General features: G+C 66.1%; 20 protein-coding genes and 2 pseudogenes. 13 read left to right on the top strand and 9 right to left on the bottom strand.

Annotated elements, in window-relative coordinates:
* Positions 1 to 2,220: pseudogene (locus AWC07_RS28700) on the top strand (PE family protein); the annotation flags it as partial.
* Between the two features lie 590 nt (positions 2,221 to 2,810).
* Here the strand turns inward: AWC07_RS28700 and AWC07_RS11620 are convergent.
* On the bottom strand, positions 2,811 to 4,469 hold the full coding sequence (locus AWC07_RS11620) for an acyl-CoA synthetase (protein ID WP_085105075.1): 1,659 nt from the start codon (positions 4,467 to 4,469) through the stop codon (positions 2,811 to 2,813).
* Between the two features lie 149 nt (positions 4,470 to 4,618).
* Here AWC07_RS11620 and AWC07_RS11615 point away from each other — a divergent pair, with 149 nt between their 5' ends.
* Positions 4,619 to 5,353 carry a crotonase/enoyl-CoA hydratase family protein gene (locus tag AWC07_RS11615; protein WP_244187570.1) on the top strand — a complete coding sequence of 245 codons (735 nt, stop codon included), beginning with the start codon at positions 4,619 to 4,621 and terminating at the stop codon, positions 5,351 to 5,353.
* Between the two features lie 104 nt (positions 5,354 to 5,457).
* Positions 5,458 to 6,333, top strand: a complete 876-nt coding sequence (locus tag AWC07_RS11610; protein ID WP_036419593.1) for a hypothetical protein — start codon at positions 5,458 to 5,460, stop codon at positions 6,331 to 6,333.
* 32 nt (positions 6,334 to 6,365) lie between these two features.
* Here AWC07_RS11610 and AWC07_RS11605 read toward each other — a convergent pair whose 3' ends face one another.
* On the bottom strand, positions 6,366 to 7,589 hold the full coding sequence (locus tag AWC07_RS11605) for a cytochrome P450 (protein ID WP_036419595.1): 1,224 nt from the start codon (positions 7,587 to 7,589) through the stop codon (positions 6,366 to 6,368).
* 28 nt (positions 7,590 to 7,617) lie between these two features.
* On the opposite strand from AWC07_RS11605, the gene AWC07_RS11600 reads away from it, so the two are divergent.
* Positions 7,618 to 8,337: an acetoacetate decarboxylase family protein gene (locus AWC07_RS11600; RefSeq protein ID WP_036419598.1), complete on the top strand. Its 720-nt coding sequence runs from the start codon at positions 7,618 to 7,620 to the stop codon at positions 8,335 to 8,337.
* A 51-nt stretch (positions 8,338 to 8,388) separates the two neighbouring features.
* Here AWC07_RS11600 and AWC07_RS11595 read toward each other — a convergent pair whose 3' ends face one another.
* Positions 8,389 to 9,420 (bottom strand): LLM class F420-dependent oxidoreductase, encoded by a 1,032-nt coding sequence (locus tag AWC07_RS11595; RefSeq protein WP_036419600.1) that lies wholly within the window; start codon positions 9,418 to 9,420, stop codon positions 8,389 to 8,391.
* Between the two features lie 57 nt (positions 9,421 to 9,477).
* Here AWC07_RS11595 and AWC07_RS11590 point away from each other — a divergent pair, with 57 nt between their 5' ends.
* From AWC07_RS11590 to AWC07_RS11560, 7 genes and pseudogenes are all read left to right on the top strand, one after another.
* Positions 9,478 to 10,470 carry a Zn-ribbon domain-containing OB-fold protein gene (locus AWC07_RS11590; RefSeq protein ID WP_036419601.1) on the top strand — a complete coding sequence of 331 codons (993 nt, stop codon included), beginning with the start codon at positions 9,478 to 9,480 and terminating at the stop codon, positions 10,468 to 10,470.
* A 15-nt stretch (positions 10,471 to 10,485) separates the two neighbouring features.
* On the top strand, positions 10,486 to 11,550 hold the full coding sequence (locus AWC07_RS11585) for a thiolase domain-containing protein (RefSeq protein WP_036419603.1): 1,065 nt from the start codon (positions 10,486 to 10,488) through the stop codon (positions 11,548 to 11,550).
* Positions 11,550 to 12,737 carry a thiolase domain-containing protein gene (locus AWC07_RS11580; RefSeq protein ID WP_036419605.1) on the top strand — a complete coding sequence of 396 codons (1,188 nt, stop codon included), beginning with the start codon at positions 11,550 to 11,552 and terminating at the stop codon, positions 12,735 to 12,737. The genes AWC07_RS11585 and AWC07_RS11580 overlap by 1 nt, the downstream gene beginning before the upstream one ends.
* Positions 12,738 to 12,742: 5 nt before the next feature.
* The gene (locus AWC07_RS11575) at positions 12,743 to 13,624 is read left to right on the top strand and encodes a TIGR03619 family F420-dependent LLM class oxidoreductase (RefSeq protein WP_085105076.1); all 882 of its coding nucleotides are present in this window, start codon (positions 12,743 to 12,745) and stop codon (positions 13,622 to 13,624) included.
* A complete protein-coding gene (locus AWC07_RS11570) occupies positions 13,621 to 14,031 on the top strand; it encodes a nuclear transport factor 2 family protein (RefSeq protein WP_036415892.1) in 411 nt (136 codons plus the stop codon). Before AWC07_RS11575 ends, AWC07_RS11570 begins: the two co-directional genes overlap by 4 nt.
* Positions 14,032 to 14,041: 10 nt before the next feature.
* Entirely contained in the window at positions 14,042 to 14,413 is a 372-nt protein-coding gene (locus AWC07_RS11565) for a hypothetical protein (protein ID WP_036415888.1), read from the top strand.
* Positions 14,414 to 14,733: 320 nt separating this feature from the next.
* Positions 14,734 to 15,207 (top strand): annotated as a pseudogene (locus tag AWC07_RS11560) (NHL repeat-containing protein); the annotation flags it as partial.
* Positions 15,208 to 15,311: 104 nt separating this feature from the next.
* On the opposite strand, the gene AWC07_RS11555 reads toward AWC07_RS11560, so the two are convergent.
* Complete coding sequence (locus AWC07_RS11555) at positions 15,312 to 15,836, bottom strand: gamma carbonic anhydrase family protein (RefSeq protein WP_036415885.1); 525 nt, start codon at positions 15,834 to 15,836, stop codon at positions 15,312 to 15,314.
* 117 nt (positions 15,837 to 15,953) lie between these two features.
* Between AWC07_RS11555 and AWC07_RS11550 the strand changes: the two genes are divergently transcribed.
* Both AWC07_RS11550 and AWC07_RS11545 read left to right on the top strand, forming a co-directional pair.
* Positions 15,954 to 17,114, top strand: coding sequence for a 3-ketosteroid-9-alpha-monooxygenase, oxygenase component (locus tag AWC07_RS11550; RefSeq protein WP_036415883.1), 1,161 nt, complete (start codon positions 15,954 to 15,956; stop codon positions 17,112 to 17,114).
* Positions 17,115 to 17,119: 5 nt separating this feature from the next.
* A complete protein-coding gene (locus tag AWC07_RS11545; protein WP_036415881.1) occupies positions 17,120 to 17,569 on the top strand; it encodes a hypothetical protein in 450 nt (149 codons plus the stop codon).
* Between the two features lie 156 nt (positions 17,570 to 17,725).
* Here AWC07_RS11545 and AWC07_RS11540 read toward each other — a convergent pair whose 3' ends face one another.
* The 5 genes from AWC07_RS11540 to AWC07_RS11520 all read right to left on the bottom strand — a co-directional run bounded on the left by AWC07_RS11540 (position 17,726) and on the right by AWC07_RS11520 (position 23,033).
* Positions 17,726 to 18,871: a sulfotransferase family protein gene (locus tag AWC07_RS11540; RefSeq protein WP_036406157.1), complete on the bottom strand. Its 1,146-nt coding sequence runs from the start codon at positions 18,869 to 18,871 to the stop codon at positions 17,726 to 17,728.
* Entirely contained in the window at positions 18,871 to 19,653 is a 783-nt protein-coding gene (locus tag AWC07_RS11535; RefSeq protein ID WP_036406160.1) for an SDR family oxidoreductase, read from the bottom strand. The genes AWC07_RS11540 and AWC07_RS11535 overlap by 1 nt, the downstream gene beginning before the upstream one ends.
* Positions 19,654 to 19,655: 2 nt before the next feature.
* A complete protein-coding gene (locus AWC07_RS11530; protein WP_099319411.1) occupies positions 19,656 to 20,792 on the bottom strand; it encodes a hypothetical protein in 1,137 nt (378 codons plus the stop codon).
* A gap of 277 nt (positions 20,793 to 21,069) precedes the next feature.
* Positions 21,070 to 22,110 (bottom strand): 4-hydroxy-2-oxovalerate aldolase, encoded by a 1,041-nt coding sequence (gene dmpG, locus AWC07_RS11525; RefSeq protein WP_036406166.1) that lies wholly within the window; start codon positions 22,108 to 22,110, stop codon positions 21,070 to 21,072.
* On the bottom strand, positions 22,107 to 23,033 hold the full coding sequence (locus AWC07_RS11520; protein WP_036406168.1) for an acetaldehyde dehydrogenase (acetylating): 927 nt from the start codon (positions 23,031 to 23,033) through the stop codon (positions 22,107 to 22,109). The genes dmpG and AWC07_RS11520 overlap by 4 nt, the downstream gene beginning before the upstream one ends.
* Positions 23,034 to 23,085: the final 52 nt, after the last annotated feature.

Raw genomic sequence — 23,085 nt, 5'->3', positions numbered from 1 at the left:
TGGGGCTCCACCCTCGGTGCCGATGGCACCGCCGGCGACGGCGGTAAGGGCGGCACCGGCGGCACCGGCGGCAAGGGTGCTGACAACCTGACGACCGCGGCGGCCGGGGCCACCGGCGGCACCGGCGGCGCCGGTGGGGCCGGTGGGCAGGGCGGCACCGGCGGGGCTGCGGGTAATGCGTTCACCGGTACCGCCGGCAGCCAGGGCGCCGGCGGGCAAGGCGGTGTGGGTGGCACCGGCGGCGCCGGTGGTCAGGGCGGCACCGGCACCGATAGCACCAACCCGGCCATCGCGGGTCAGGCCGGCGGCCAGGGTGGGGTCGGCGGTCAAGGCGGCGACGCCGGCAAGGGCGGTTTGGGTTCCACCCTCGGTGCCGATGGCACCGCCGGCGACGGCGGTAAGGGCGGCACCGGCGGCACCGGCGGCAAGGGCGCCGACAACCTGACGACCGCGGCGGCCGGGGCCACCGGCGGCACCGGCGGCCAAGGCGGGGCCGGCGGCCAAGGCGGCACCGGCGGTGCCGCCGGCAACGCGTTCACCGGCACCGCCGGCACCCAAGGCGCCGGCGGCCAAGGCGGCACCGGCGGCACCGGCGGTCAAGGTGCCAACGGCGGCAATGGGGCAGATAGCGGCACGCCAGGGGCAATGGGACAGGCTGGCGGCCAGGGCGGCACCGGCGGCCAAGGCGGCGACGCCGGCAAAGGCGGCATCGGCTCCACCACCGGCGCCGCAGGCACCGCCGGCGACGGCGGCCAGGGCGGCACCGGCGGCAAGGGCGGCGCCGGCGGCAAAGGCACCGACTCCACAACCGCACCTGTCGCCGGCGGCCAGGGCGGCCAGGGCGGGGCCGGTGGCCAGGGCGGCACCGGTGGCGCGGCCAATGGGGGCACCGCCGGCAGCGGCGGCAAGGGCGGCACCGGCGGCGCTGGCGGCACCGGTGCCAACGGCGGCAATAACACCGGTACCACCGGCGGCAACGGCGCCGACGGCGGCAAGGGCGGCGCTGGCGGCGACGCCGGAGCAGCCGGAGTAGCCGGTACCGGTGGCGGTGGCAGCGCCGGCACCGCGGGCACCGGCGGCGACGGGGGGCTCGGCGGCAACGGCGGCAAGGGCGGCCAAGGCAGCGCTGCCGTTGCGCCCGCCACAGGTGGCCTGGGAGGTAAGGGTGGAGCCGGCGGCGCCGGCGGAGCCGGTGGCGCCGCCAATGGCGGCACCGCGGGCAACGGCGGCAACGGCGGTGTCGGGGGCGCCGGCGGTGCCGGCGGCCTCGGCGCCACGGCAAACACCCCCACCGCTGGTGGCCAGGGCGGCCAGGGCGGCGTCGGCGGAGCCGGCGGTCAAGGTGGTGCCGGTACTGGCGGGGTCGGCGGCGGCAACGCCGGCAACGGCGGCCTGGGCGGCAACGGCGGCCTGGGCGGCAACGGCGGCAGCAAAGTCGGTGGTCTCGGCAACGGCGCCAATGGCGGCAAGGGCGGTACCGCCGGCGGCGGAGGTGCCGGCGGTAACGCGACTGATGGCGGCTCCGGCGGCCAAGGCGGCCTGGGCGGCGACGGCGGCACAGGCGGCACCGGCGGCGCCGGCAGGGGCAAGGGCCTTGGCGGCCAGGGCGGCGCCGGCGGCATCGCGGGCAACGGCGGCAACGGCGGCAACGCTACTGGCGGCAATGGCAGCGGCGGCGCTGCCGGCGGCGGCGGCCAGGGCGGCGCCGGCGGCAAGGGCGGCCTCGGTGGCACCACCGGCTCCGGTGGCGGCGGCGGCCTCGGCGGTAACGGCGCCGACGGTGGCAAGGGCGGCCAAGGCGGCAGCGGCAGCGGCAGCGGCAGCGGCGGAGCCGGTGGCGCTGGCGGCAACGCGGGCGCGGGCGGCAACGGAGGCAATGCCGGCATCGGCAATAACGACGGCGGCAACGGCGGCAACGGCGGCAACGGCGGCAAGGGCGGCAACGGCGGCACCGGTGGCGCAACCGGTGCCGGCGGCCAGGGCGGTATCGGCGGCGACGGCGCCGCCGGCGGCAACGGCGGTACCGGCACCGGTACTGGCAAAGCCGGCACCGGCGGGACCGGCGGCGACGGCGCCGCCGGCGGCAACGGCGGCGCCGGAGCCGGCGGTCTCAATCCCGGCACATCCGGCGGCATCGGCGCACCCGGCCTACCTCCTATCGGTAGCACCGGCGGGAAGGGCGGCAAAGGCGGTACCGCCGGCACTGGGGGTAGCGCCTGATAGCGCGAAACCATCGGCGCGCCACGGGCAACAGACCAGCTATCCCGTACCAACGGGCCTGACTGGTAGTGCCCGCGGGCTGTTGGCCGCATAGTCACGCCGCTCATTGGGCGGCGGGCCGGCGGAGAAACGGTGTGTGCCTCGGCACCGGGCTTCGGCCAGTGACCGAGGCCCGCCCGCAACGCGCCGACGCGAACGCGTCGGCTGTTGATGTCCGGGTAGGCGGCTGTGCGGTGCATCAGCTTGCCGGCGGTGTGCACCGGCAGGAATGCGAGGGAGCTAGCAGTTGCCGGCGGCCCGGTTGCGTCGGCGGCCCATGAACACGCAGACGCGCTAACCGCATCGCGCACGACCACTCGCACCGGGTCAGCGCCCGGCATTCAAGGCGATCAGGTTACGAGCGCAAGAACACCCGACCCGCCGCACGTTGCGCGCCCAAACGAGCCCCTAACCAGCCGATCCGGAAGTACCGGGCGCCCCGTCGCGGTGTAACGCGGAGCCCACCCAGCCGGACCTGAATTAGCTTACCCCACAACGTCACTCACGCAATCGCCGCCCCAGCTCGGGTAAAGCCGCCGACCAGGCTCAAATTACGCCCCCGTCGCCACCTGACCCGCCCGCACGTCGTCGGCCGGCCGAGCCTCGGTCTGCTCCTTGGCCCAGCGGTAATCCGGCTTACCGGCAGGTGACCGCTTCACCTCGTCGACGAACCAAATGCTGCGCGGCACTTTGTATCCCGCTATCTGCGAGCGTACAAAGCCATCCAGCTCGGCCAGCGACGGGCGGCACCCGGGCCGGGCCTGCACGACGGCCGCCACCTGCTGGCCGTAGCGGGGATCGGGCACCCCGACCACCAGAGCGTCGAAGACGTCGGGATGGCCCTTCAACGCTGCCTCGACCTCTTCGGGATAAATCTTCTCGCCGCCGCTGTTGATCGACACCGAGCCGCGGCCCAGCATGGTGACCGTTCCGTCCGCCTCGACCATGGCGTAGTCGCCCGGAATCGCATACCGCACACCGTTGATGGTCTTGAACGTCTCGGCGGTCTTCTTCTCGTCCTTGTAATAGCCGACCGGAATGTTGCCTTTCTTCGCGATCATGCCGCGCACCCCGGAACCGGGCTTGACCTCGTTGCCGTCCTCGTCGAGGACGACGGTCCGATGGTCGATGGTGACTCGCGGTCCTCCGTTCTGCGACGCGCCGGCGGCGACGATGCTGGTACCGCCAAACCCGGTCTCCGACGACCCAATTGAGTCGGTGATTACCCGATTCGGAAGCAACTCGAGCAGTTTCTGCTTGATGCTCGGCGAGAACAGCGCCGCGGTGCTGGCCAGCAGGAACAGCGACGACAGATCGTAATCATGTTCTCGGTCAAGCGCATCCAGTAACGGCCGGGCCATCGCGTCACCTGTGAAGAACAACAGGTTCACCTTGTGCTGCTCAACCGTGCGCCACACCTCGTCGGCGTCGAATTCCGGTGCCAGAACGGTGGTTTGACCGGAGAAGATGGACATCCAGGTGGCCGACTGGGTGGCCCCGTGGATCATCGGCGGAATCGGATACCGGATCATCGGCTGATTAGCGGCGGCGGCACGCGCTAGGTCGTATTCGTCCTCCACGAATTTCCCTGTGGCGAAGTCGGTTCCGCCGAACAGCACCCGGTAGATGTCCTCGTGGCGCCACATCACGCCCTTCGGGAATCCCGTCGTGCCGCCGGTGTAGAGCAGGTAGATGTCATCAGAGCTGCGCTCACCGAAGTCCCGCTCAGGTGAGCCCTGCTCCAGCGCCGCATGGAACTCGACGCCCCCGTAGCGCTGATAGTCCTGGTCTGAAACATCCGAGCCGTCCTCGACGACGAGGACCGTCTTGACGTTGGGTGTGTCCGGCAGCACGTTGGCGACCCGGTCGGAGTACTGGCGCTCGTGAACCAGCGCAACCATGTCGGAGTTGTCGAAGAGGTACCGAAGCTCACCCTCGACATACCGGTAGTTGACGTTGACCAGAATGGCGCCCGCCTTCACGATGCCGAGCATCGCGATGACGATCTCGTTGCGGTTGCGGCAGTACAGTCCGACCTTGTCGTCCTTCCGCACTCCGTGGTCGAGCAGGTAGTGCGCCAGGCGGTTGGCTTTCTCCTCGAGTTGGGCGTAGGTCAGCTGCTCATCGCCGCAGATGAGGGCTACCCGGTCAGGCACAGCGTCGATGGCGTGCTCGGCGAGATCGGCAATATTGAGGGCCACGGACCCCAAACTAGAACGTGTTACATTTCTTGACAAGCGAATGCCCGATGTCGAGCGAGAGGCGGTTAGCCGTGGCCGTGGACAACGCTGCAGCACCAGCAAACGAACCCGAAGGGGATGCGCTGGTCGAGCAGCGCGGCCACACCCTCGTCGTGACGATGAACCGGCCACACGCACGTAACGCGCTGAGCAGCGAAATGATGCAGATCATGGTCGAGGCCTGGGACCGCGTCGACAACGATCCCGACATCCGATGCGCCATCCTCACCGGGGCCGGTGGCTACTTCTGCGCCGGCATGGATCTGAAGGCCGCAACCAAGAAGCCGCCGGGTGATTCGTTCAAGGACGGCAGCTACGACCCGTCGCGTATCGACGCCCTGCTCAAAGGCCGACGACTCACCAAACCGTTGATCGCCGCGGTGGAAGGTCCCGCGATCGCGGGCGGCACCGAGATCCTGCAGGGCACCGACATCCGCGTCGCCGGCGAAAGCGCCAAGTTCGGCATTTCGGAGGCCAAGTGGAGCCTGTACCCGATGGGCGGCTCCGCTGTGCGACTGGTGCGCCAGATCCCCTACACGGTGGCGTGTGACCTGCTGCTGACCGGACGCCACATCACCGCCGCTGAGGCCAAGGACATGGGCCTGATCGGCTATGTCGTGCCCGACGGGCAGGCCCTGACGAAAGCCCTCGAAATCGCGGACATTATCGAAAGCAATGGCCCGCTCGCCGTGCAGGCGATCCTGCGAACCATCCGGGGGACCGAGGGAATGGCCGAAAACGATGCGTTCAAGATCGACACCCAGATCGGCATCAAGGTGTTCCTGTCCGATGACGCCAAGGAAGGCCCGAAGGCGTTCGCCGAAAAACGCAAGCCCAACTTCCAGAACCGCTGAATCCGCCTCACCGAGCGTATTCTGACTGCGAGGATTCGGCCAAATTTTGACAGCCAGAACACACTCGACGGCCTTGTCGGTACCCCGCGCCACACTGCTGGTCCGTGACCGGACCATTCATCGGCAGTGAAGCGATCGTATCGGGTGCGCTGACGCCGTATCGGCTACGTAGCCGATACGTCGCGGTCCATCCCGACGTATACGTCCCGCCCGGCACGGACCTCACCGCCACGACACGCGCTCATGCCGCCTGGCTGTGGTCCCGACGGCGCGGCGTTATCGCGGGCCACTCGGCTGCCGCACTGCATGGCGCCAAATGGGTCGATCATCGAGCACCGGCCCAATTGCTCTATGACCACCGCCGGCCCCCGAGCGGCATCCTGACCTGGTCGAGCGCCGTGGCCAGTGACGAGATCCAGCTGATAGGCGGCCTACAAGCAACCACCCCGGCCCGCACTGCCCTCGACCTCGCCTGCCGAAATCCGGTCGGCACGGCGGTTGCGGCTATCGACGCGCTGGCCAGCGCAACCAGATTCCGGGTCGCCGACGCCGAATTGCTGGCCGAACGCTACAACGGACACCGCAACATCCGGCGTGCCCGCAGCGCACTCAAGCTGGTCGACGCGGGCGCGGAGTCACCGCGCGAGACCTGGCTGCGGTTGCTGCTCATCGACGCGGGTTATCCGCGGCCGCAGACCCAGATCGCGGTTTACGGGCAGTACGGCGAGCTTGTCGGCGTACTCGACATGGGCTGGGCGGACATCAAAGTCGCGGTCGAGTACGAGGGTGATCATCATCGGACCGATCGCAGGCAATTCAACAAGGACATCGCGCGTTTCGAAGCGCTGACCGATCTTGGCTGGATCGTCGTGCGGGTCACCGTCGAGGACGTGCCCGGCGGCATCCTGCGCCGCATGGCCGCCGCCTGGGCCCGCCGAGCGTGCAGTCAGCGCGAAAACTCGGCCAAAATCTCGCGCTGAGAACACGTTCGGCGCAACGCAGGCAACGCAACTCAACCCAGCGGCGCACTAGGAGTGAACACCACCGGCATCGACTCCAGCCCGCTGACGAAGTTCGCCGGCCGCAACGGCAACGCGTCATCCGAGGACACCAGCCGCAAGTCCGGCAGCCGCCGCAGCAACCGATCGGTCATCAACGACAGCTCCAGGCGCGCCAATTGGTTGCCCAGGCAGAAATGCGTGCCGAACCCGAACGCCAAGTGACTGTTCGGGTTTCGCTGAATGTCAAATCGCTCGGCATCCAGAAATACCGTCTCGTCGAAGTTGGCCGACTCGAACAAGAGCATCATCTTCTCGCCCGCACGCAACGCCGTGCCATGAAAGTCCGTATCACGAGTCAACATTCGGCACATGTTTTTCACCGGCGCCGTCCAGCGCAGCATCTCCTCGACCGCCGACGGCACCAACGACGGATCGGTCACCAGCAAATTCCACTGGTCGCGGTTGCGCAGCAACTGCTCGGTACCACCACTCAACGTATGCCGGGTGGTCTCGTCGCCGCCGATCAGGATCAGCAGCGTCTCCATGACGAGTTCGTCGTCGCTCAGCCGCTCCCCGTCGACCTCAGAACTCACCAGCACACTCACCAGATCGTCGGTGGGCTCCGCACGCCGCGCCGCAATAGTCTCCCGGATGAAGTCGTTGTAAGCGGCAAAGGCATCCATGCTGACCTGAAAATCCTCTTGCGACACATGGGAACTCAGAAATGTCACCAGATCGTCGGACCACCTGAGAAACATGTCCCGCTGTTCCGGGCGGACGCCAAGCATGTCGCCGATCACCGCCATCGGCAGCGGCGCGGCAAGATCCCGCACGAAGTCACACTCGCCGCGTTCGCACACCGCGTCGATCAGCGTGTCACACAACGCCGCGATCGAGGCCTCCTTGTCTTTCACCCGCTTGCGGGTGAAGCCGGCGTTGACGAGCTTGCGCCGCAACAGATGTGCCGGGTCGTCCATGTCGATCATCATCGGCATGGCCGGCTGGTCGGGACGGATGCCACCGGCGTTGGAGAACAGCTCGGGCTGCCGCTCGGCGTCGATCACCGCCTGGTAGGTCGACGCCGCGGCCAGTCCGTTGCGGTCTCGGAATACCGGCTCATGCGCACGCATCCACCGGTACGCCGCCCGCGCCTGGCGACTGGCGTAAAAGGTGCCGTCGGTCAGATCGACGTCGGGCCTGTCAAAGGCTTCAGTGGCTTCAGTGGCTTCAGTCATGGCAGTCCTCCGCATTACAGTGAGCGTCATGGCTGTCTCGCAACACACCATCGCCGGCAAGGTGCTCACCATGCCGGTCCGTATCCGTAAAGCGAATATGCACTCGGCGATGTTCTCGGTGGCCGCCGCGCCGACCCAAAGACTCATCAACTACAGCGGCCTCACGGTGTGCGAATATCTGCCAGGCAAAGCGATCGTGATGCAGATGCTGGTGCGCTACGTCGACGGCGACCTCGGCCAGTACCACGAGTACGGCACCGCCGTCATGGTCAATCCGCCCGGCAGCCGAGCCCGACAAGCCCGGGGTCCACGGGCCCTCGCGAAGGCCGCGGCGTTCATCCACCACCTGCCGGTCGACCAGTCCTTCACCCTCGAGGCCGGCCGCACCATCTGGGGTTTCCCGAAGATCATGGCGGACTTCAACGTTCGTGAGGGCGCCAAATTCAGTTTCGACGTCAGCGCCGACGGGCAGCTCATCGCCGGCATGGAGTTCAGCAACGGAGTGCCTATTCCAACGGGCAAAGCGCAGGTGCTCAAGGCCTATTCTCACCAAGACGGTGTCACCCGGGAGATCCCGTGGGAGATGAAGATGTCGGGCCTGCGGGCCAGGATCGGGGGCGCCCGGCTGCGCCTCGGTGACCACCCCTACGCCAAGGAACTCGCCTTGCTGGGCCTGCCCAAGCGGGCACTGGCGTCGCAGTCGGCGGCCAACGTGGAGATGACCTTCGGCGACGCGCACGCCATCTGAACCCACCCGGTCAATCTAGAACGCGTTCTAATCGCCTGGCAAGAACCGCCCTCAAACCAGCCCGGCAAGGTCGCGGACCTGCTCAACGCTGCGAGCGGCCACCACCATCATGGTCACCCCCGCGGCCTCCCAGGCCACGATCTGCTTACGCACGTAGTCGAGATCGCCGACGATCATGGCGTCGTCGACGAGCTCGTCGGGGATCACCGCCGCGGCCTCGTCCTTGCGCCCGGACCGGAACAGCTTGGTCACGTCGTCGACGATCTCGGCGTAGCCCATCCGCCGATAGACGTCGGCGTGGAAGTTGGTGTCCTCGGCGCCCATCCCGCCCATGTAGAGGGCCAGGAACGGCTTGATGCCGGTGAACGCCGCCGCGCGGTCTTCGGTGACGACAATCTGCGCCGTTGCGCAGATCTCGAAATCCTCCCGTGAACGCCGCGCACTCGGCCGGGCGAATCCCTCGTCCAGCCATTCGTTGTACATGCCGGCCATCCGGGGCGAATAGAAAATCGGCAGCCAACCGTCGCAGATCTCGGCGGCCAGCGCCACATTCTTCGGCCCCTCCGCACCCAGCATGATCGGGATGTCGGCCCGCAACGGATGGGTAATGGGCTTCAACGCCTTACCCAGCCCGGTGGTCCCCGAGCCGGTCAGCGGCAGCGGATAGTGGGGGCCGTCGCTGGTCACCGGCTTCTCCCGGGCCCACACCTGGCGCACGATGTCGATGTACTCCCGGGTGCGGGCCAGCGGCTTGGGGAACGGCTGGCCGTACCAACCCTCGACCACCTGCGGGCCGGACACACCGAGCCCCAGAATGTGGCGGCCACCGGACAGATGATCCAAGGTCAGCGCCGCCATCGCGCACGCCGTCGGGGTGCGCGCGGACAACTGGACCACCGAGGTGCCCAGCCGCACCCGCCGCGTGGCCGAACCCCACCAGGCCAGCGGGGTGTAAGCGTCGGAGCCCCACGCCTCGGCGGTGAACACGGCGTCGAACCCGGCGTCCTCGGCCGCGGCGACCAGTTCCGCGGCGTTCTCCGGAGGCTGAGCGCCCCAGTACCCCAGCTGCAGGCCCAGCTTCATCGTTGCCTCCTCGCTGCCTTCTTGCTCAGATAGTTAGAACCTGTTCTACTCGAAGGCGTGACAGCCACCTCGAGCGGCCCGACCTTGATCGATCATCGTGAGCCGCCTCTCTCCGCGCCGTTGACGTTGTCGTTCGACTACACCCGTTCAGTGGGTCCTACGTTGAGCAAGTTCTTCACCGCGCTGCGGGAGCACCGCGTTCTGGGCGTTCGCGGAACCGATGGCCGGGTGCACGTGCCACCCACGGAATACGACCCGGTGACCTACCAACCGCTGAGCGAGATGGTACCGGTGTCCGATGTCGGCACCGTCGTCTCCTGGACCTGGCAGCCGGAGCCGCTGGCGGGTCAGCCACTGGACCGACCGTTCGCCTGGGCGCTGATCAAGCTCGACGGCGCCGACACCCTGCTGATGCACGCCGTCGACGCTGGCCTACCGGACAAGATCAGCACCGGCGCGCGGGTGCATGCGCACTGGGCCGACGAGCCACAAGGCGCCATCACCGATATCGCGTACTTCGCGCTGGGCGGCGAATCCGAACCGGTCCCCGACACACCAGGCGACCAGGAACCGGTCACCATGATCGTCACGCCGATCGAAATGACCATCCAGCACACCGCGTCCCACGAGGAAAGCGCGTATCTGCGCGCTATCGCCGAGGGCAAGCTGCTGGGCGCACGCACCGGCCAGAATGGAAAAGTCTATTTCCCACCGCACGGCGCCGACCCGGCCACCGGCCAGCCGACCACCGAGTTCGTCGAGCTGCCGGACAAGGGCACGGTGACGACGTTCGCGATCATCAACATCCCGTTCATGGGTCAGCGGATCAAGCCGCCCTACGTGGCGGCCTACGTGTTGCTCGACGGCGCCGATATCCCGTTCCTGCATTTGGTTTCTGACGTCGACGCGCACGAGGTGCGGATGGGGATGCGGGTCGAGGCGGTGTGGAAACCTCGCGAGGAGTGGGGATTCGGCATCGACAACATCCAGTACTTCCGTCCCACCGGCGAACCGGACGCCGAGTACGACACCTACAAACACCACCTGTAAAGGGCCTAACTGCATATGAGCGCTCGCAATGTCGCGGTGGTCGGCTTCGCCCACGCGCCGCACGTTCGCCGCACCGACGGCACCACCAACGGCGTCGAGATGTTGATGCCGTGCTTCGCCCAGCTCTACGACGAGCTCGGCATCACCAAAGCCGACATCGGTTTCTGGTGTTCTGGCTCCTCGGATTACCTTGCTGGACGGGCATTTTCGTTCATTTCGGCGATCGACTCGATCGGCGCCGTACCGCCGATCAACGAATCGCACGTCGAGATGGACGCCGCATGGGCACTGTATGAGGCCTACATCAAAATCCTGACCGGCGAGGTCGACACGGCGCTGGTGTACGGCTTCGGCAAGTCCTCCGCCGGAACCCTGCGGCGCGTCCTGTCCCGCCAGACCGACCCCTACACCGTCGCGCCGCTGTGGCCGGATTCGGTGTCCATGGCCGGATTACAGGCCCGTCTCGGGCTCGACTCCGGAAAGTGGAGCGAATCGCAGATGGCGCGGGTGGCTTTCGACTCCTTCGCCAATGCCCGCCGGGTGGACTCCGTCGAGCCGCCGGTGAGCATGGACGACTTGCTGGAGCGGCCGTTCTTCGCCGACCCGCTGCGCCGCCACGACATTGCGCCGATCACCGACGGCGCCGCGGCGATCGTCCTCGCGGCCGACGACCGCGCTCGGGAGTTGCGGGAAAACCCGGCGTGGATAACCGGTATCGAACACCGCATCGAGTCGCCGTCGCTGGGCGTGCGCGACCTCACCGCGTCACCGTCGACAAGAAGCGCGGCCAGGGCGGCCACCGGCGGCAAGACCCGCAACATCGACGTGGCCGAGATCTGCGCGCCGTTCACCCACCAGCACCTGATCCTCGCGGAGTCCATCGGCATTCCCGGCAAGACGAAAGTCAATCCCTCCGGCGGTGCGCTGGCGGCCAACCCGATGTTCGTCGCCGGCCTGGAGCGGATCGGCTTTGCTGCACAACATATCTGGGACGGCTCGGCCCGCCGGGTGCTGGCACATGCGACCAGTGGGCCTGCGTTGCAACAAAACCTGGTCGCCGTCATGGAAGGAAGAAACTGATGGCCGGAGCAGGAGCACAGCTGGCCGCGGTACTGGGGACCGGTCAGACCAAGTACGTCGCCAAGCGCCACGACGTTTCGATGAACGGCATGGTCCGCGAGGCCATCGACCGGGCCCTGGAAGATTCCGGGTCCGCTTTCGACGACATCGACGCCGTCGTGGTGGGCAAGGCGCCCGACTTCTTCGAAGGCGTCATGATGCCGGAACTGTTCATGGCCGACGCCATGGGCGCCACGGGTAAGCCGATGATCCGGGTGCACACCGCGGGCTCGGTCGGCGGATCCACCGGCGTGGTGGCGGCCAGCCTGGTGCAGTCCGGCAAGTACCGCCGGGTGCTGGCTATGGCCTGGGAAAAGCAGTCGGAGTCCAATGCCATGTGGGCACTGTCGATTCCGATTCCGTTCATCAAGCCGGTCGGTGCCGGCGCGGGCGGGTATTTCGCTCCACACGTGCGCGCCTACATCCGTCGTTCCGGAGCCCCGACGCACATCGGGGCCATGGTGGCCGTCAAGGACCGGCTCAACGGCAGCCGAAACCCGTTGGCACACTTGCAGCAGCCGGACATCACCCTGGAGAAGGTGATGCAGTCCCCGATGCTGTGGGATCCGATCCGCTACGACGAGACCTGCCCGTCCTCCGATGGCGCGTGCGCGGTGGTGATCGGCAATGAGCAGATCGCCGACGCCCGGGTGGCGCAGGGGCAACCGGTGGCGTGGATCCATGCCACCGCGCTACGCACCGAACCGCTGGCCTACGCCGGTCGCGACCAGGTGAGCCCGCAGGCCGGCCGCGATGCCGCCGCAGCGCTGTGGAAGGCGGCGGGCATCACCAATCCCATCGACGAAATCGATGCCGCCGAAATCTACGTGCCGTTCTCCTGGTTCGAGCCAATGTGGTTGGAAAACCTCGGGTTTGCCCCTGAGGGAGAGGGCTGGAAGCTCACCGAAGCCGGCGAAACCGCCATCGGCGGACGGATACCGGTGAACCCCTCCGGGGGGGTGATGTCCTCCAACCCGATCGGCGCCTCCGGTCTGATCCGGTTCGCCGAGGCGGCCATCCAGGTGATGGGCAAGGGCGGCGATCACCAGGTTCCGAATGCACGGAAAGCCTTGGGGCACGCCTACGGTGGCGGCTCGCAGTACTTCTCGATGTGGGTCGTGGGCTCTGAAAGGCCGGTCAAGTCATGACCCGGATGAAGTACACCTGCAGCATCGCCATGGGGCCGCTCGACCAGCTGGTCGGCATCGCCAGGACCGCCGAGGAAGTCGGGTTCGATTCGATCGCCCTCCCGGATTCGCTGTTCTTCATGGAGACAGCGGCCGCCGATTACCCGTATACCCCGGACGGATCGCGGATGTGGGACGAGAACACCCCCTGGGTTGACCCGCTGATTGCCGCCGCCGCGATGGGCGCGGTCACCTCGACGCTGCGGTTCTACACCAACGTGTTGAAGCTCGGGTCCCGCCAGCCGCTGCTGCTGGCCCGCCAGGTCGGTTCGATTGCCAATCTGACCAATAACCGCTTCGGCCTCGGAATCGGAATCGGTTGGGCGCCAGAGGAATTCGAATGGTGCGGGGTACCGTATCGGCGCCGCGGCGCACGGGTCGACGAGATGATCAAGGTGATCAGGCTGGTGCTGGGCGGCGGCATGGTGGAATTCCACGGCGAATTCTTCGATTTCGATCGCCTGCAGATGAGCCCGGCACCGAGCCAGCCGGTGCCGATCTACGTCGGCGGACACACCGACGTGGCGCTCAAGCGGGCCGCCCGCGTCGGCGACGGCTGGACCAGCGCGATGATGACCGGTGCACAGCTGGCCGAAACCATCGGAAAGCTCAACTCGTTCCGAGCCGAATACCGCCGGGCCGACCAGCCATTCGAGTTCCAGGCGGTCTGTATCGACAAGTTCGGCGTCGACGGTCACCGCGAGCTCGCCGAAATCGGGGTCACCGACAACATCGTGATGCCGTGGGTGTTTGACGGCCTGGGCTTCGACGCGCCGCTCGAGAAGAAGCAGGACTCGCTGAAACGCTTCGCCGACACCTATATCCACTCCGGTTGGCAGGACGCATGACCCATCCGCACCCCGCCCACGAAGCCGGCCGGCAATCCCGGGAAGCGGTTCAAGCCCGGGACAAACAGGCCTGGCTGGCGGTGTTCGCCGATGACGCCGTCGTCGAAGACCCGATCGGGCCATCGGCTTTCGACCCCGAAGGCACCGGCCACCGCGGCCGCGACGCGATAGCGGCGTTCTGGGACAAGGCCATCGCGCCCACCACCAAGATCGAGTTCTTCTTCCGCGACACCTTCCAATGCGGCAACGAGGAAGCCAACGTCGGCCACATCCTGATCACCACCGGCGACTACCAGATCACCGCCGAAGGGGTGTTCACCTACAAAGCCAACGACGACGGCCAGCTGGTCGCGCTGCGGGCGTACTGGGAAATGGATCGCGCCGCCGCGACCGCCAAAAGGATGTAGTCTCGCAGACGTGCCTACTGAGCTGCGTTATGAGCGCTGGTTTCTTCCCTTCTCGGTCCCGCTTGGCTGTGGGCCCAAGCACAGCGAGGTGCGCGTGCAGGACGGCTCGCTGCGAGTCAAGTTCGGCTGGGGCTTCAATGTCGAGATCCCGCTGGCGTCCATCAAAGAGGCCAAGCCGAACCACGAGCGGGTGTACTCCTGGGGTGCACATGGATTCCGGGGCCGCTGGCTGGTCAACGGCTCCTCCAAGGGCATCGTCGAAGTGACCGTCGACCCACCCGCGCGGGCGAAAGTCATGGGCGTGCCCGTGACGCTGAAATCGTTGTACGTCAGTGTGACCGACCCCGATGCGCTGATCGCGGAAGTCACCGGCAAGGCCTGATACCGGTCGGCGGTTCGTGCGCCGACGCTCAGCTTGGTGCCGGCGGGCTGTCGAGCCAACTCCGGCTGTGGGCAACGCCATGCGAGTAGGGTCCAGATGTCGCGATCAGCATGGTGGTGAGGGAGCTGGCTGTGGGTGCAAGGGAATCCAGACGCAGCAAGCTGACCAAGCAGCGCACGCTGGCAATCGCTGCCGTCGCGGTGGTCCTCCTGGCCATCCTCGCAGCCGTTGGGCACCTGGGCTTCTTCCATACTTCATCGAAGGATGCCGCGCCCGGTCAGGCCCGTCCGTCGACCGCTCCAGCCGCTCCCAAACAGGTCGTGCTGCCTTTCGAGGTAGGAGATCCCGATGGGGTGGCGGTGGACGATAAGGGCGATGTGTACGTCGTCGACTCCGGCAACAACCGCGTGTTGGAATTGCCGGCAGGCTCGGACAATCCCACCGAGCTGCCGTTCATCGGCCTTCGTCATCCGTTGGGCACGGCAGTGGACGACGCCGGCGCAGTGTATGTCGCCGACAGTGAAAACAACCGCGTGGTAAAGCTTGCCGCTGGTGCGACCAACCCGGTCTACCTCCCGTTCACCGACCTCAACTTTCCTCACGGTGTGGCGGTGGACCACAAAGGCGGCGTCTACCTCACAGACTTGAACGACAACCGGGTGTTGAAGCTGGCGGCCGACTCGAACACCCCATCGACGTTGCCCTTCACCGACCTCAACTTCCCGTACGGTGTGGCAGTCGACAATGCGGGCAACGTCTACGTGACCGACTTTCACAAACGCGTGGTGAAACTGTCGACAAGCTAACGAGATTCACCGCCCAGATTAGGTCGACAATGAAATCTCCTACAGGACAGACCGATTCAAGCTTCGCACTGACCGCCCGAACTGGGGCCAGGCTAGATCTGCTCCAGGCCAGTCAGATGCCGTTGGGCCAGGTCACGATAGGCCTGCGGATTGAGATTGACCCAGGTCTCGGCCCCCGTTCCTTCGATCGGTCCTTTCACCTTGGCCGGCGCTCCGAACGCCAGGACGCCGGGCGGAATCTGGGTGCCGGCCACTACCAGGGCCCCCGCCGCCACCATGCTGCGCGCGCCGATCACCGCACCGTCCAGCACGGTGGCGTGGTTGGCGATTAACGCCTCTTGTCCCACGTGCACCCCATGGATCACGCACAGGTGGGCAATCGTCGCCCCGGGCCCGACGTCGACCGGGATGCCGGGCGGCGCGTGCAACACCGAGCCGTCCTGGACATTGGCGCCTTCGCGCACCACGACCGGCGCGTAGTCGCCTCGCAGCACGGCGTTGTACCAAACCGACGCTCCCGCTTCGACGGTGACGTCGCCGATCAGCGTGGCGGTGGGGGCTACGAACGCGGTGGGGTCGATGCGCGGAGAGCGGCCCTCGAAGGCAAATAGTGGCATCGTTTACGTATACCGCACGATGCATATGCCGTGGCCAGACGCGCCGCCATTGCACTCAGCCGCCCCAAAACTGTAACGTGTTCTAGTTAGTGGGGTCAGTGATGTGGAGGTGACAGCGTGAGTACCGGCACAAGCAGCGTCGGCATCCGGGAGATCGATGCCGGAACCTTGCCGACCAGGTACGCGCGGGGCTGGCATTGCCTCGGTGTCGCCAAGGACTTCATGGACGGCAAGCCGCACGGGGTGGAAGCCTTCGGCACCAAGCTGGTGGTGTTCGCCGACTCGAACGGCGACCTGAAGATCCTCGACAACTACTGCCGTCACATGGGCGGCGACCTGTCCGGGGGCACCATCAAGGGCGACGAGATCGCGTGCCCGTTTCACGACTGGCGTTGGGGCGGCGACGGCCGCTGCAAGCTGGTGCCATACGCCAAGCGCACCCCGAAAACCGCTCGCACCCGGGCCTGGGCGACCGACGTGCGCGGCGGCCTGGTCTTCGTCTGGCATGACCACGAAGGCAACCCGCCGGACCCGGCCGTCAGGATCCCCGACATTCCCGAGGCCGCCAGCGACGAATGGACGGACTGGCGGTGGAATCGCATCCTCATCGAAGGGTCCAACTGCCGCGACATCATCGACAACGTCACCGACATGGCGCACTTCTTCTATATCCATTTCGGGTTGCCGACGTACTTCAAGAACGTCTTCGAGGGCCACATCGCCTCGCAGTATCTGCACAACGTGGGTCGCCCGGATGTGGAGGGTCTGGGAACCGCGTACGGCGAAGCACACCTGGATTCCGAGGCGTCCTATTTCGGGCCGTCGTTCATGATCAACTGGCTGCATAATAGCTACAGCGGCTACAAGTCCGAGTCGATCCTGATCAATTGCCACTACCCGGTGACTCAGGACTCGTTCGTGTTGCAGTGGGGTGTGATCGTCGAAAAGCCCAAGGGGATGGACGAGAAGATGACCGAAAAGCTGTCGCGGGTATTCACCGAAGGCGTCAGCATGGGGTTCATGCAGGACGTCGAGATCTGGAAGCACAAAACCAGAATCGCGAACCCGCTGCTGGTCGAGGAAGACGGCGCGGTGTATCAGATGCGTCGCTGGTATGAGCAGTTCTATGTCGACGTTGCCGACATCACCCCCGAAATGGTGGAGCGCTTCGAGATGGAGGTGGACACCACCCGGGCCAACGAGTTCTGGAAAGCCGAGGTCCAAAAGAACTTGGAAGCAAGAAAACTCGCCGACGGCGTGCCCGCCGAGCAGCACTGACGATCATGAGTCCGCCCGACGATCAACCGGTTCCCGACGTCGATCAGCTGGCCCGTTCGATGCTGCTGCTGCGCGGTGTGCACCATGACCATCACGCGGCATCCGACGAACACGCGGGGCGTCGGTCCTGGCCCAAGACATGGGATTTCGCCAACGATCCGCAACGCGCCGCCGCGGTACGGGAAGCCAGCCGCGCCGACCGTGAACGTTATCTGACCGGCGGCCTACAGCCGGTGGATTGCCGATTCTGCCACGTCACCGTCACGGTCAAACGGCACGGGCCGGGTCATACGGCGGTGCAATGGAATACCGAGGCCGTGCAGCGCTGTGCCCATTTCGCCGAAGTGCGGGCGTCCGGCGGCGACACGGCACGCACCAGGGCCTGTCCGAAAATGAGCGACAGCATCGACCACGCCGTCGCCGAAGGCTATCTGACCGAGGAACATCAGGACTGAACCAGCCGGCGCGCCGGCAGCGTTAGTCACATCCGCCACAGTGGCACTTTGCGGGGAGGATGGTCGTTGTGCCCACCTATGCGCGACAACACATCGTGGCCTGCCGCGCTGGCGCCGAAGTCGCTGAAAGGCCGACGCGACCTGCCGACACCGAAATCACAACCCCGCGAACCGCTCCTTGACCGCTTCAGCCGTCAGCCCGTAGTCCGCCAGCGAGTAGCTGTGCTTGGGCGCTCGCTCGCCAGTCTGGCTCTCGGCATGAATCTTCGCCATCGCTTGTCGGGCCTCATCGGTCAGCGTCAATCCGAAGTGCCGGTAAATGGCAGCCACCGTCCCCAGCGGGTCGGCAATCAAATCGCGGTAGTCGACATCGTAGAACTGGGCCGGATCATACTGCGCCCGAGCAGTATTGAACCGCTCCAGCCCACGTGACCAGGTATCCATTGCGTCGGCGCCGATCTGCGGGCCCACGAACACCGTCGACCACCCCTCAGACGTGTGCTGGGCCAGCGAACACATCGAGGCCATAATCGTCTCGACCGGCCGGTGAGTCTGTATCACCAGCGCATCGGGGTAGGTGGCCATCAGGGCATCCAGCGCAAACAAATGGCTGGGATTCTTGAGCACCCACCGCTTTTCGAAGTCATTGAGTCCGATCAACTGAAGGTTGCGCCGGTGCCGCCGATACGCCGGCGTCCAGTCCTGCTCTGACAGCCACGAAGCGTAGCTCGGCAGATGCGCCAGCGTCTCGTAGGAGACCGAATGCAGCGACTGCCGCAGCAGCTGCCAGCATTCCTCCAATTCGTAGGCGGCCATGAAGTGCAAGCCGGTATAGCCTGGATTCTGCTGATGGTGCTGGGTGAACTGCTCATCAAGCCTGCGGTACAACGGATTTGACTCCCATGTATCGCGGGGCGGACGTGGCTGCGGGAACTCGGCGAGCCACATGTGCAGACCCTGGTGGGCCGGGTCGGCGCCCAGTAACCGATGCAGTGCGGTAGTGCCGGTGCGCACCAGCCCGGTGACGAAGATCGGCCGCTCGATGGCGACGTCGGCGTACTGCGGGTACTGCTTCCACGCGGCCTCGGACAGCAATCTGGCCACCAGCGCGCCCCGCAAAAAGAAGCGATTCATCTTGCTGCCCAACACCGTAAGGCCGGCATCGCGCCGGTAGGAGTCCAACAGCACGCCCAGAGCTTCCCGGTAGTTGTCCTCGTCGGAACCGAAATCGTCGAGCCCGACCAACTTCGTGGCCGAGGCATGCAGTTCCTCCACCGTAGCGACATCGGTGCGATCGGCCATCAGGTGTGGTACTCCCCGCAGTTGACGTCCAACGTCTGTCCGGTGATGCCGCTGGACAAGTCGCTGGCCAAGAAGATAATCGCCGACGCCACCTCGTCCTCGGTCGGCAGCCGCTTGAGATCGGAGTGCGCCGCCGTGGCCTGGTATATCTGATCCACCGTAGTGCCGTACTTGCCGGCTTGGTGCTGGAAGTAGCCTTTCAGGGTGTCACCCCAGATATAGCCGGGCGCAACGGAGTTGACGCGAATACCTTTCGGACCGAGTTCGGTGGCCAGCGAATGCGACATCGCGAGCAGCGCAGACTTGGCCATCTTGTAGGCACCGTATTTGGGCTGGGAGTGCCGCAACACCATGGAGTTGACGTTGACGATGCAGCCGTGGGTCTCGGCGAGCGCACGGGTGAAGCCCTGGGTCAGCCGCAGCGCTCCAAGCGCGCTGAGTTCGATGGCGTCGCGGATGTGCTCGAAACTGGTTTCCGCCAACGGCTTCATCGACGGTACCCGGAACGCGTTGTTGATCAGCGCGTCGATCTTGCCGTATGCCTCCAGGGTGGCGTCGACGAGGTTGTTGACTTGGTCGTCATCGGTGATGTCGGTACGCACCGCAATGGCTTGGCGGCCGGTGTCGACAACCTGTTTGGCGACGTCGTCGAGGCGCTCGGCGCTGCGAGCGGCCAGTACCAGGTCGGCCCCTTCACCGGCGCATCGGTGCGCCAGCGTGGTGCCGAGCCCCGGCCCGACACCACTGATGACGACGATCTTTCCCTCGAGCATCCCGGTCATCGTTACCCCAGCATCCTGGCCGCAATTTGCTGCTGACGCAAGGCGATTCGCGCGCGCCAGTCTTCTTCGGAAATCTTGTTGTGTTCCAGATACGGCAGCGCGGCCGGTACCGCGTCGAAGTCCACCAACTCGACGGTCGGCCCGTCCGCCTCGGTGAGCTGCCGCGACACCCGCTGCCAACGGAACTGCAGGAAGCCGCGTCGATGGCCGAGCGTTTCCACCCAGTTGGTCACGCCGGGATTCTGATCGGCGACCACAATCCGAACCTTGCCGTCCGGATCCGCCTGGGCCTGACTGTTGTTCAGCGAAGTCTGGTGGTTGATGTAGTCCAGCGAGATGTACCACATGCTGCCCAGCTGGAAACCCAGGTAAGGGGCATCGCTCACCGGCACGGTGATCACCAGGGCTTGGTCGGGCCGTAGTTCGAAGTGACCGGCCGACGAGTATTGGGTAGCCAGGCCCCCCGGTGTCAGCCGGGGCGCCACCATGGTGTTGACCGGGATGTTGAGATAAAACCACTGGGGGAATTGCAGCCAGGTCTTCACCCGGTTCAACAGTTGCTTTCCCGCTGTCGCATAACGCTTTTCCACGGTCTGGCGGCTCAGCGGCGGTGGCGCGGTGCCGGCGGTGTCCAGCCGGGAGATGGCCAGCGTGCCGCGTTGTTGTGACCAGTCGCCGTACACCTCGCGAATCACCAGCTGCCCGGGGCTGGTCGGCCGCAGCTGCCACTGGAAGGTGCCGTCCGGGGCGATGTCGAGTTCACGGTCGTCGAATGCGATCTGGCTGGCGGGCACGTTGTCGTCGGTGTACTCGCCGCCGAGCACCTGGAAGCTCAGGTCGGTGGTGGTTCCGCGCCGTCCGGTGACCACGTAGTCGCGGTCGGGCTGTACGCGGGTGCCGAAGTACAGGGTGTCGGGGTTGTCCAACCCCATCTTGATGAACGGTCCGGTGCCCGACTGCAGGAACGGATGGTCACGTTCATAGTCGAAGGCCAGATGCATGCAGCCGGCGACGCAGCCGGCCAGGTACTGCAGTCCTTCCAGCAGGTCGGCTTCGGTTTCGATGTGCGGTGCCGCTGTTACCAGCTTCTCGGCTTCGGTGATCGCCTCGGTCAGCGGGCCAGAAACGGGACTAGACAACACGACCTCGACGCTAGAACGTGTTCCTATTTTGAGTCAATTTAATTCGCGGACGAACATTTACCCCCGTCGTGGCCAGCCGCGCAAAACGAAGCCCGCTCACCTCAGGAGGTGCACTCGTGGGCGCGAGAGTACCCACCGAGCCCGTGACGCAACCCCGACCAACGTCGAGCCTGCCACAAGCCACTTCGCGTCGGCGCAGATACTCCGAAGCCCGCCTCGCTAAAGCCAAATCCCGATGTGTACCCCGGTTTTCGACGAAGGACTGGCGGCGTCGTCAATGTGTGACGACTTCGCCGCTTTCTTGCTCCCGCTTTATTTCCAGAGCGATATCGATCAGCTGGTCTTCCTGCCCGCCGATCAGCTTGCGCTGACCTGCTCGATACAGCAGCGCCGACGCCGGCACACCGTAGCGCTCGGATTGACGGACCGCATGCTTGAGGAAGCTCGAGTAGACCCCCGAGTAGCCCATGATGAGCGCGTTGCGGTCCAGCAGACACTCGGCGGGCATGGCCGGGCGCACCACGTCCTCGGCGGCGTCGGCGATGTCGAAGAAGTCGATGCCGGTTTTCACGCCGATCTTGTCGAACACCCCGATCAGCGCCTCGACCGGGGCGTTGCCCGCGCCGGCACCGAAACGCCGTACGCTGCCGTCGATCTGCTTGGCGCCCGCGCGCACCGCCTCCACCGAGTTGGCCACCCCCAGACCGAGGTTCTCATGCCCGTGGAAACCCACCTGCGCGTCGTCGCCGAGCTCGGCGACCAGGGCCGACACCCGGTCGGCCACCCCGTCGAGCACCAGGGCCCCGGCCGAGTCGACGACGTAGACGCACTGGCAGCCGGCGTCGGCCATGATGCGGGCCTGGGCGGCCAGCTTCTCCGGCGAAATGGTGTGGGCCATCATCAGAAAACCGACGGTTTCCAGCCCCAACTCGCGCGCCAGCCCGAAATGCTGAATGGACACGTCCGCTTCGGTGCAATGAGTGGCGATCCGGCAGATCGACCCGCCATTGTCCTGTGCCTCTTTGATGTCGTCTTTGGTGCCAACTCCGGGCAACATCAAGAACGCGATCCGCGCCTCTTTGGCCGTCTCGGCCGCCAGCTTGATCAGTTCCTGTTCGGGGGTCTTGGAGAAGCCGTAATTGAACGACGATCCGCCCAGCCCGTCCCCGTGGGTCACCTCGATCACCGGCACCCCGGCGGCGTCGAGGGCGGCGACGATGGCGCCGACCTCCTCTTTGGTGAATTGGTGACGTTTGTGGTGGGACCCGTCGCGCAGCGACGTGTCCGTGATGCGGACGTCCCAGATGCTGGTCATCGCGTGCCTCCCGTAACCGAAAGTGTCACATCTTTGCTTTTGCGGGCGATCTCCTCGCCCACCTTGGTGGCCGCCGCGGTCATGATGTCGAGGTTGCCTGCATACGGCGGCAGGTAGTCGCCGGCGCCCTCCACCTCGACGAACGTGGTGACCACCGCCTGGCCGCCCGAATGGATCGACGGCTCGTCGAACTGCGGCTCGTTGAGCAGCCGGTAGCCCGGCACGTAGGTCTGCACCTCGGCCACCACGTCGTGGATGGACTTCGCGATCGCTGCGCGGTCGGCGTCCTCCGGGATGGCGCAGAAGATGGTGTCGCGCATGATCATTGGCGGGTCGGCCGGATTCAGGATGATGATCGCCTTGCCGCGCGCGGCCCCGCCGATGGTCTCCACACCGCGTGAGGTGGTCTTGGTGAACTCGTCGATGTTGGCCCTGGTGCCCGGTCCCGCCGACACCGAAGCCACCGAGGCGACGATCTCCGCATATGGCACCGGCACCACCCGCGACACCGCGTACACGATCGGAATCGTCGCCTGACCCCCGCAGGTGATCATGTTGACGTTCGGCGCGTCCAGGTGCTCACGCAGGTTGGCCGGTGGGATCACCGCCGGGCCCACCGCTGCCGGCGTCAGGTCGATGGCACGGATTCCGGCCTCGGCGTAGCGCGGTGCGGCCGCCTTGTGCACGTAGGCGCTGGTCGCCTCGAACACTAGGTCGGGTTTTTCGGGCTGCTCCAGCAACCAGTCGACCCCTTTGTGACTGGTCTCCAGATCCAGCTTGCGGGCCCGGGCCAGGCCCTCGCTCTCCGGGTCGATGCCCACCATCCAGCGCGGCTCCAGCCATTCCGACCGCAGCAGTTTGTAGAGCAGGTCGGTGCTGATGTTGCCCGACCCCACGATCGCCACGCTTGCCTTAGCCGGCATGTTGCTCCTAACCCTCTGGTCGCGACCCGCCGCGCCCGGCTTCGCCAGGCTT

The sequence above is a fragment of the Mycobacterium gastri genome (genome assembly GCF_002102175.1).
GTDB classification, from domain to species: domain Bacteria; phylum Actinomycetota; class Actinomycetes; order Mycobacteriales; family Mycobacteriaceae; genus Mycobacterium; species Mycobacterium gastri.
Note: the sequence above shows the minus strand (reverse complement) of the source record. Positions and strands in the feature narration are given on the sequence as shown.

Excerpts from the sequence above, each read along its gene's own strand:
- AWC07_RS11600 (WP_036419598.1), top strand. The coding sequence starts at position 7,618 with ATGGCTGTCTCGCAACACACCATCGCCGGCAAGGTGCTCACCATGCCG.
- AWC07_RS11545 (WP_036415881.1), top strand. The coding sequence starts at position 17,120 with ATGAGTCCGCCCGACGATCAACCGGTTCCCGACGTCGATCAGCTGGCC.
- AWC07_RS11535 (WP_036406160.1), bottom strand. The coding sequence starts at position 19,653 with ATGACCGGGATGCTCGAGGGAAAGATCGTCGTCATCAGTGGTGTCGGG.
- AWC07_RS11555 (WP_036415885.1), bottom strand. The coding sequence starts at position 15,836 with ATGCCACTATTTGCCTTCGAGGGCCGCTCTCCGCGCATCGACCCCACC.
- AWC07_RS11570 (WP_036415892.1), top strand. The coding sequence starts at position 13,621 with ATGACCCATCCGCACCCCGCCCACGAAGCCGGCCGGCAATCCCGGGAA.
- AWC07_RS11585 (WP_036419603.1), top strand. The coding sequence starts at position 10,486 with ATGAGCGCTCGCAATGTCGCGGTGGTCGGCTTCGCCCACGCGCCGCAC.
- dmpG (WP_036406166.1), bottom strand. The coding sequence starts at position 22,110 with ATGACCAGCATCTGGGACGTCCGCATCACGGACACGTCGCTGCGCGAC.
- AWC07_RS11540 (WP_036406157.1), bottom strand. The coding sequence starts at position 18,871 with ATGGCCGATCGCACCGATGTCGCTACGGTGGAGGAACTGCATGCCTCG.
- AWC07_RS11520 (WP_036406168.1), bottom strand. The coding sequence starts at position 23,033 with ATGCCGGCTAAGGCAAGCGTGGCGATCGTGGGGTCGGGCAACATCAGC.
- AWC07_RS11615 (WP_244187570.1), top strand. The coding sequence starts at position 4,619 with ATGAACCGGCCACACGCACGTAACGCGCTGAGCAGCGAAATGATGCAG.
- AWC07_RS11580 (WP_036419605.1), top strand. The coding sequence starts at position 11,550 with ATGGCCGGAGCAGGAGCACAGCTGGCCGCGGTACTGGGGACCGGTCAG.
- AWC07_RS11605 (WP_036419595.1), bottom strand. The coding sequence starts at position 7,589 with ATGACTGAAGCCACTGAAGCCACTGAAGCCTTTGACAGGCCCGACGTC.
- AWC07_RS11595 (WP_036419600.1), bottom strand. The coding sequence starts at position 9,420 with ATGAAGCTGGGCCTGCAGCTGGGGTACTGGGGCGCTCAGCCTCCGGAG.
- AWC07_RS11575 (WP_085105076.1), top strand. The coding sequence starts at position 12,743 with ATGAAGTACACCTGCAGCATCGCCATGGGGCCGCTCGACCAGCTGGTC.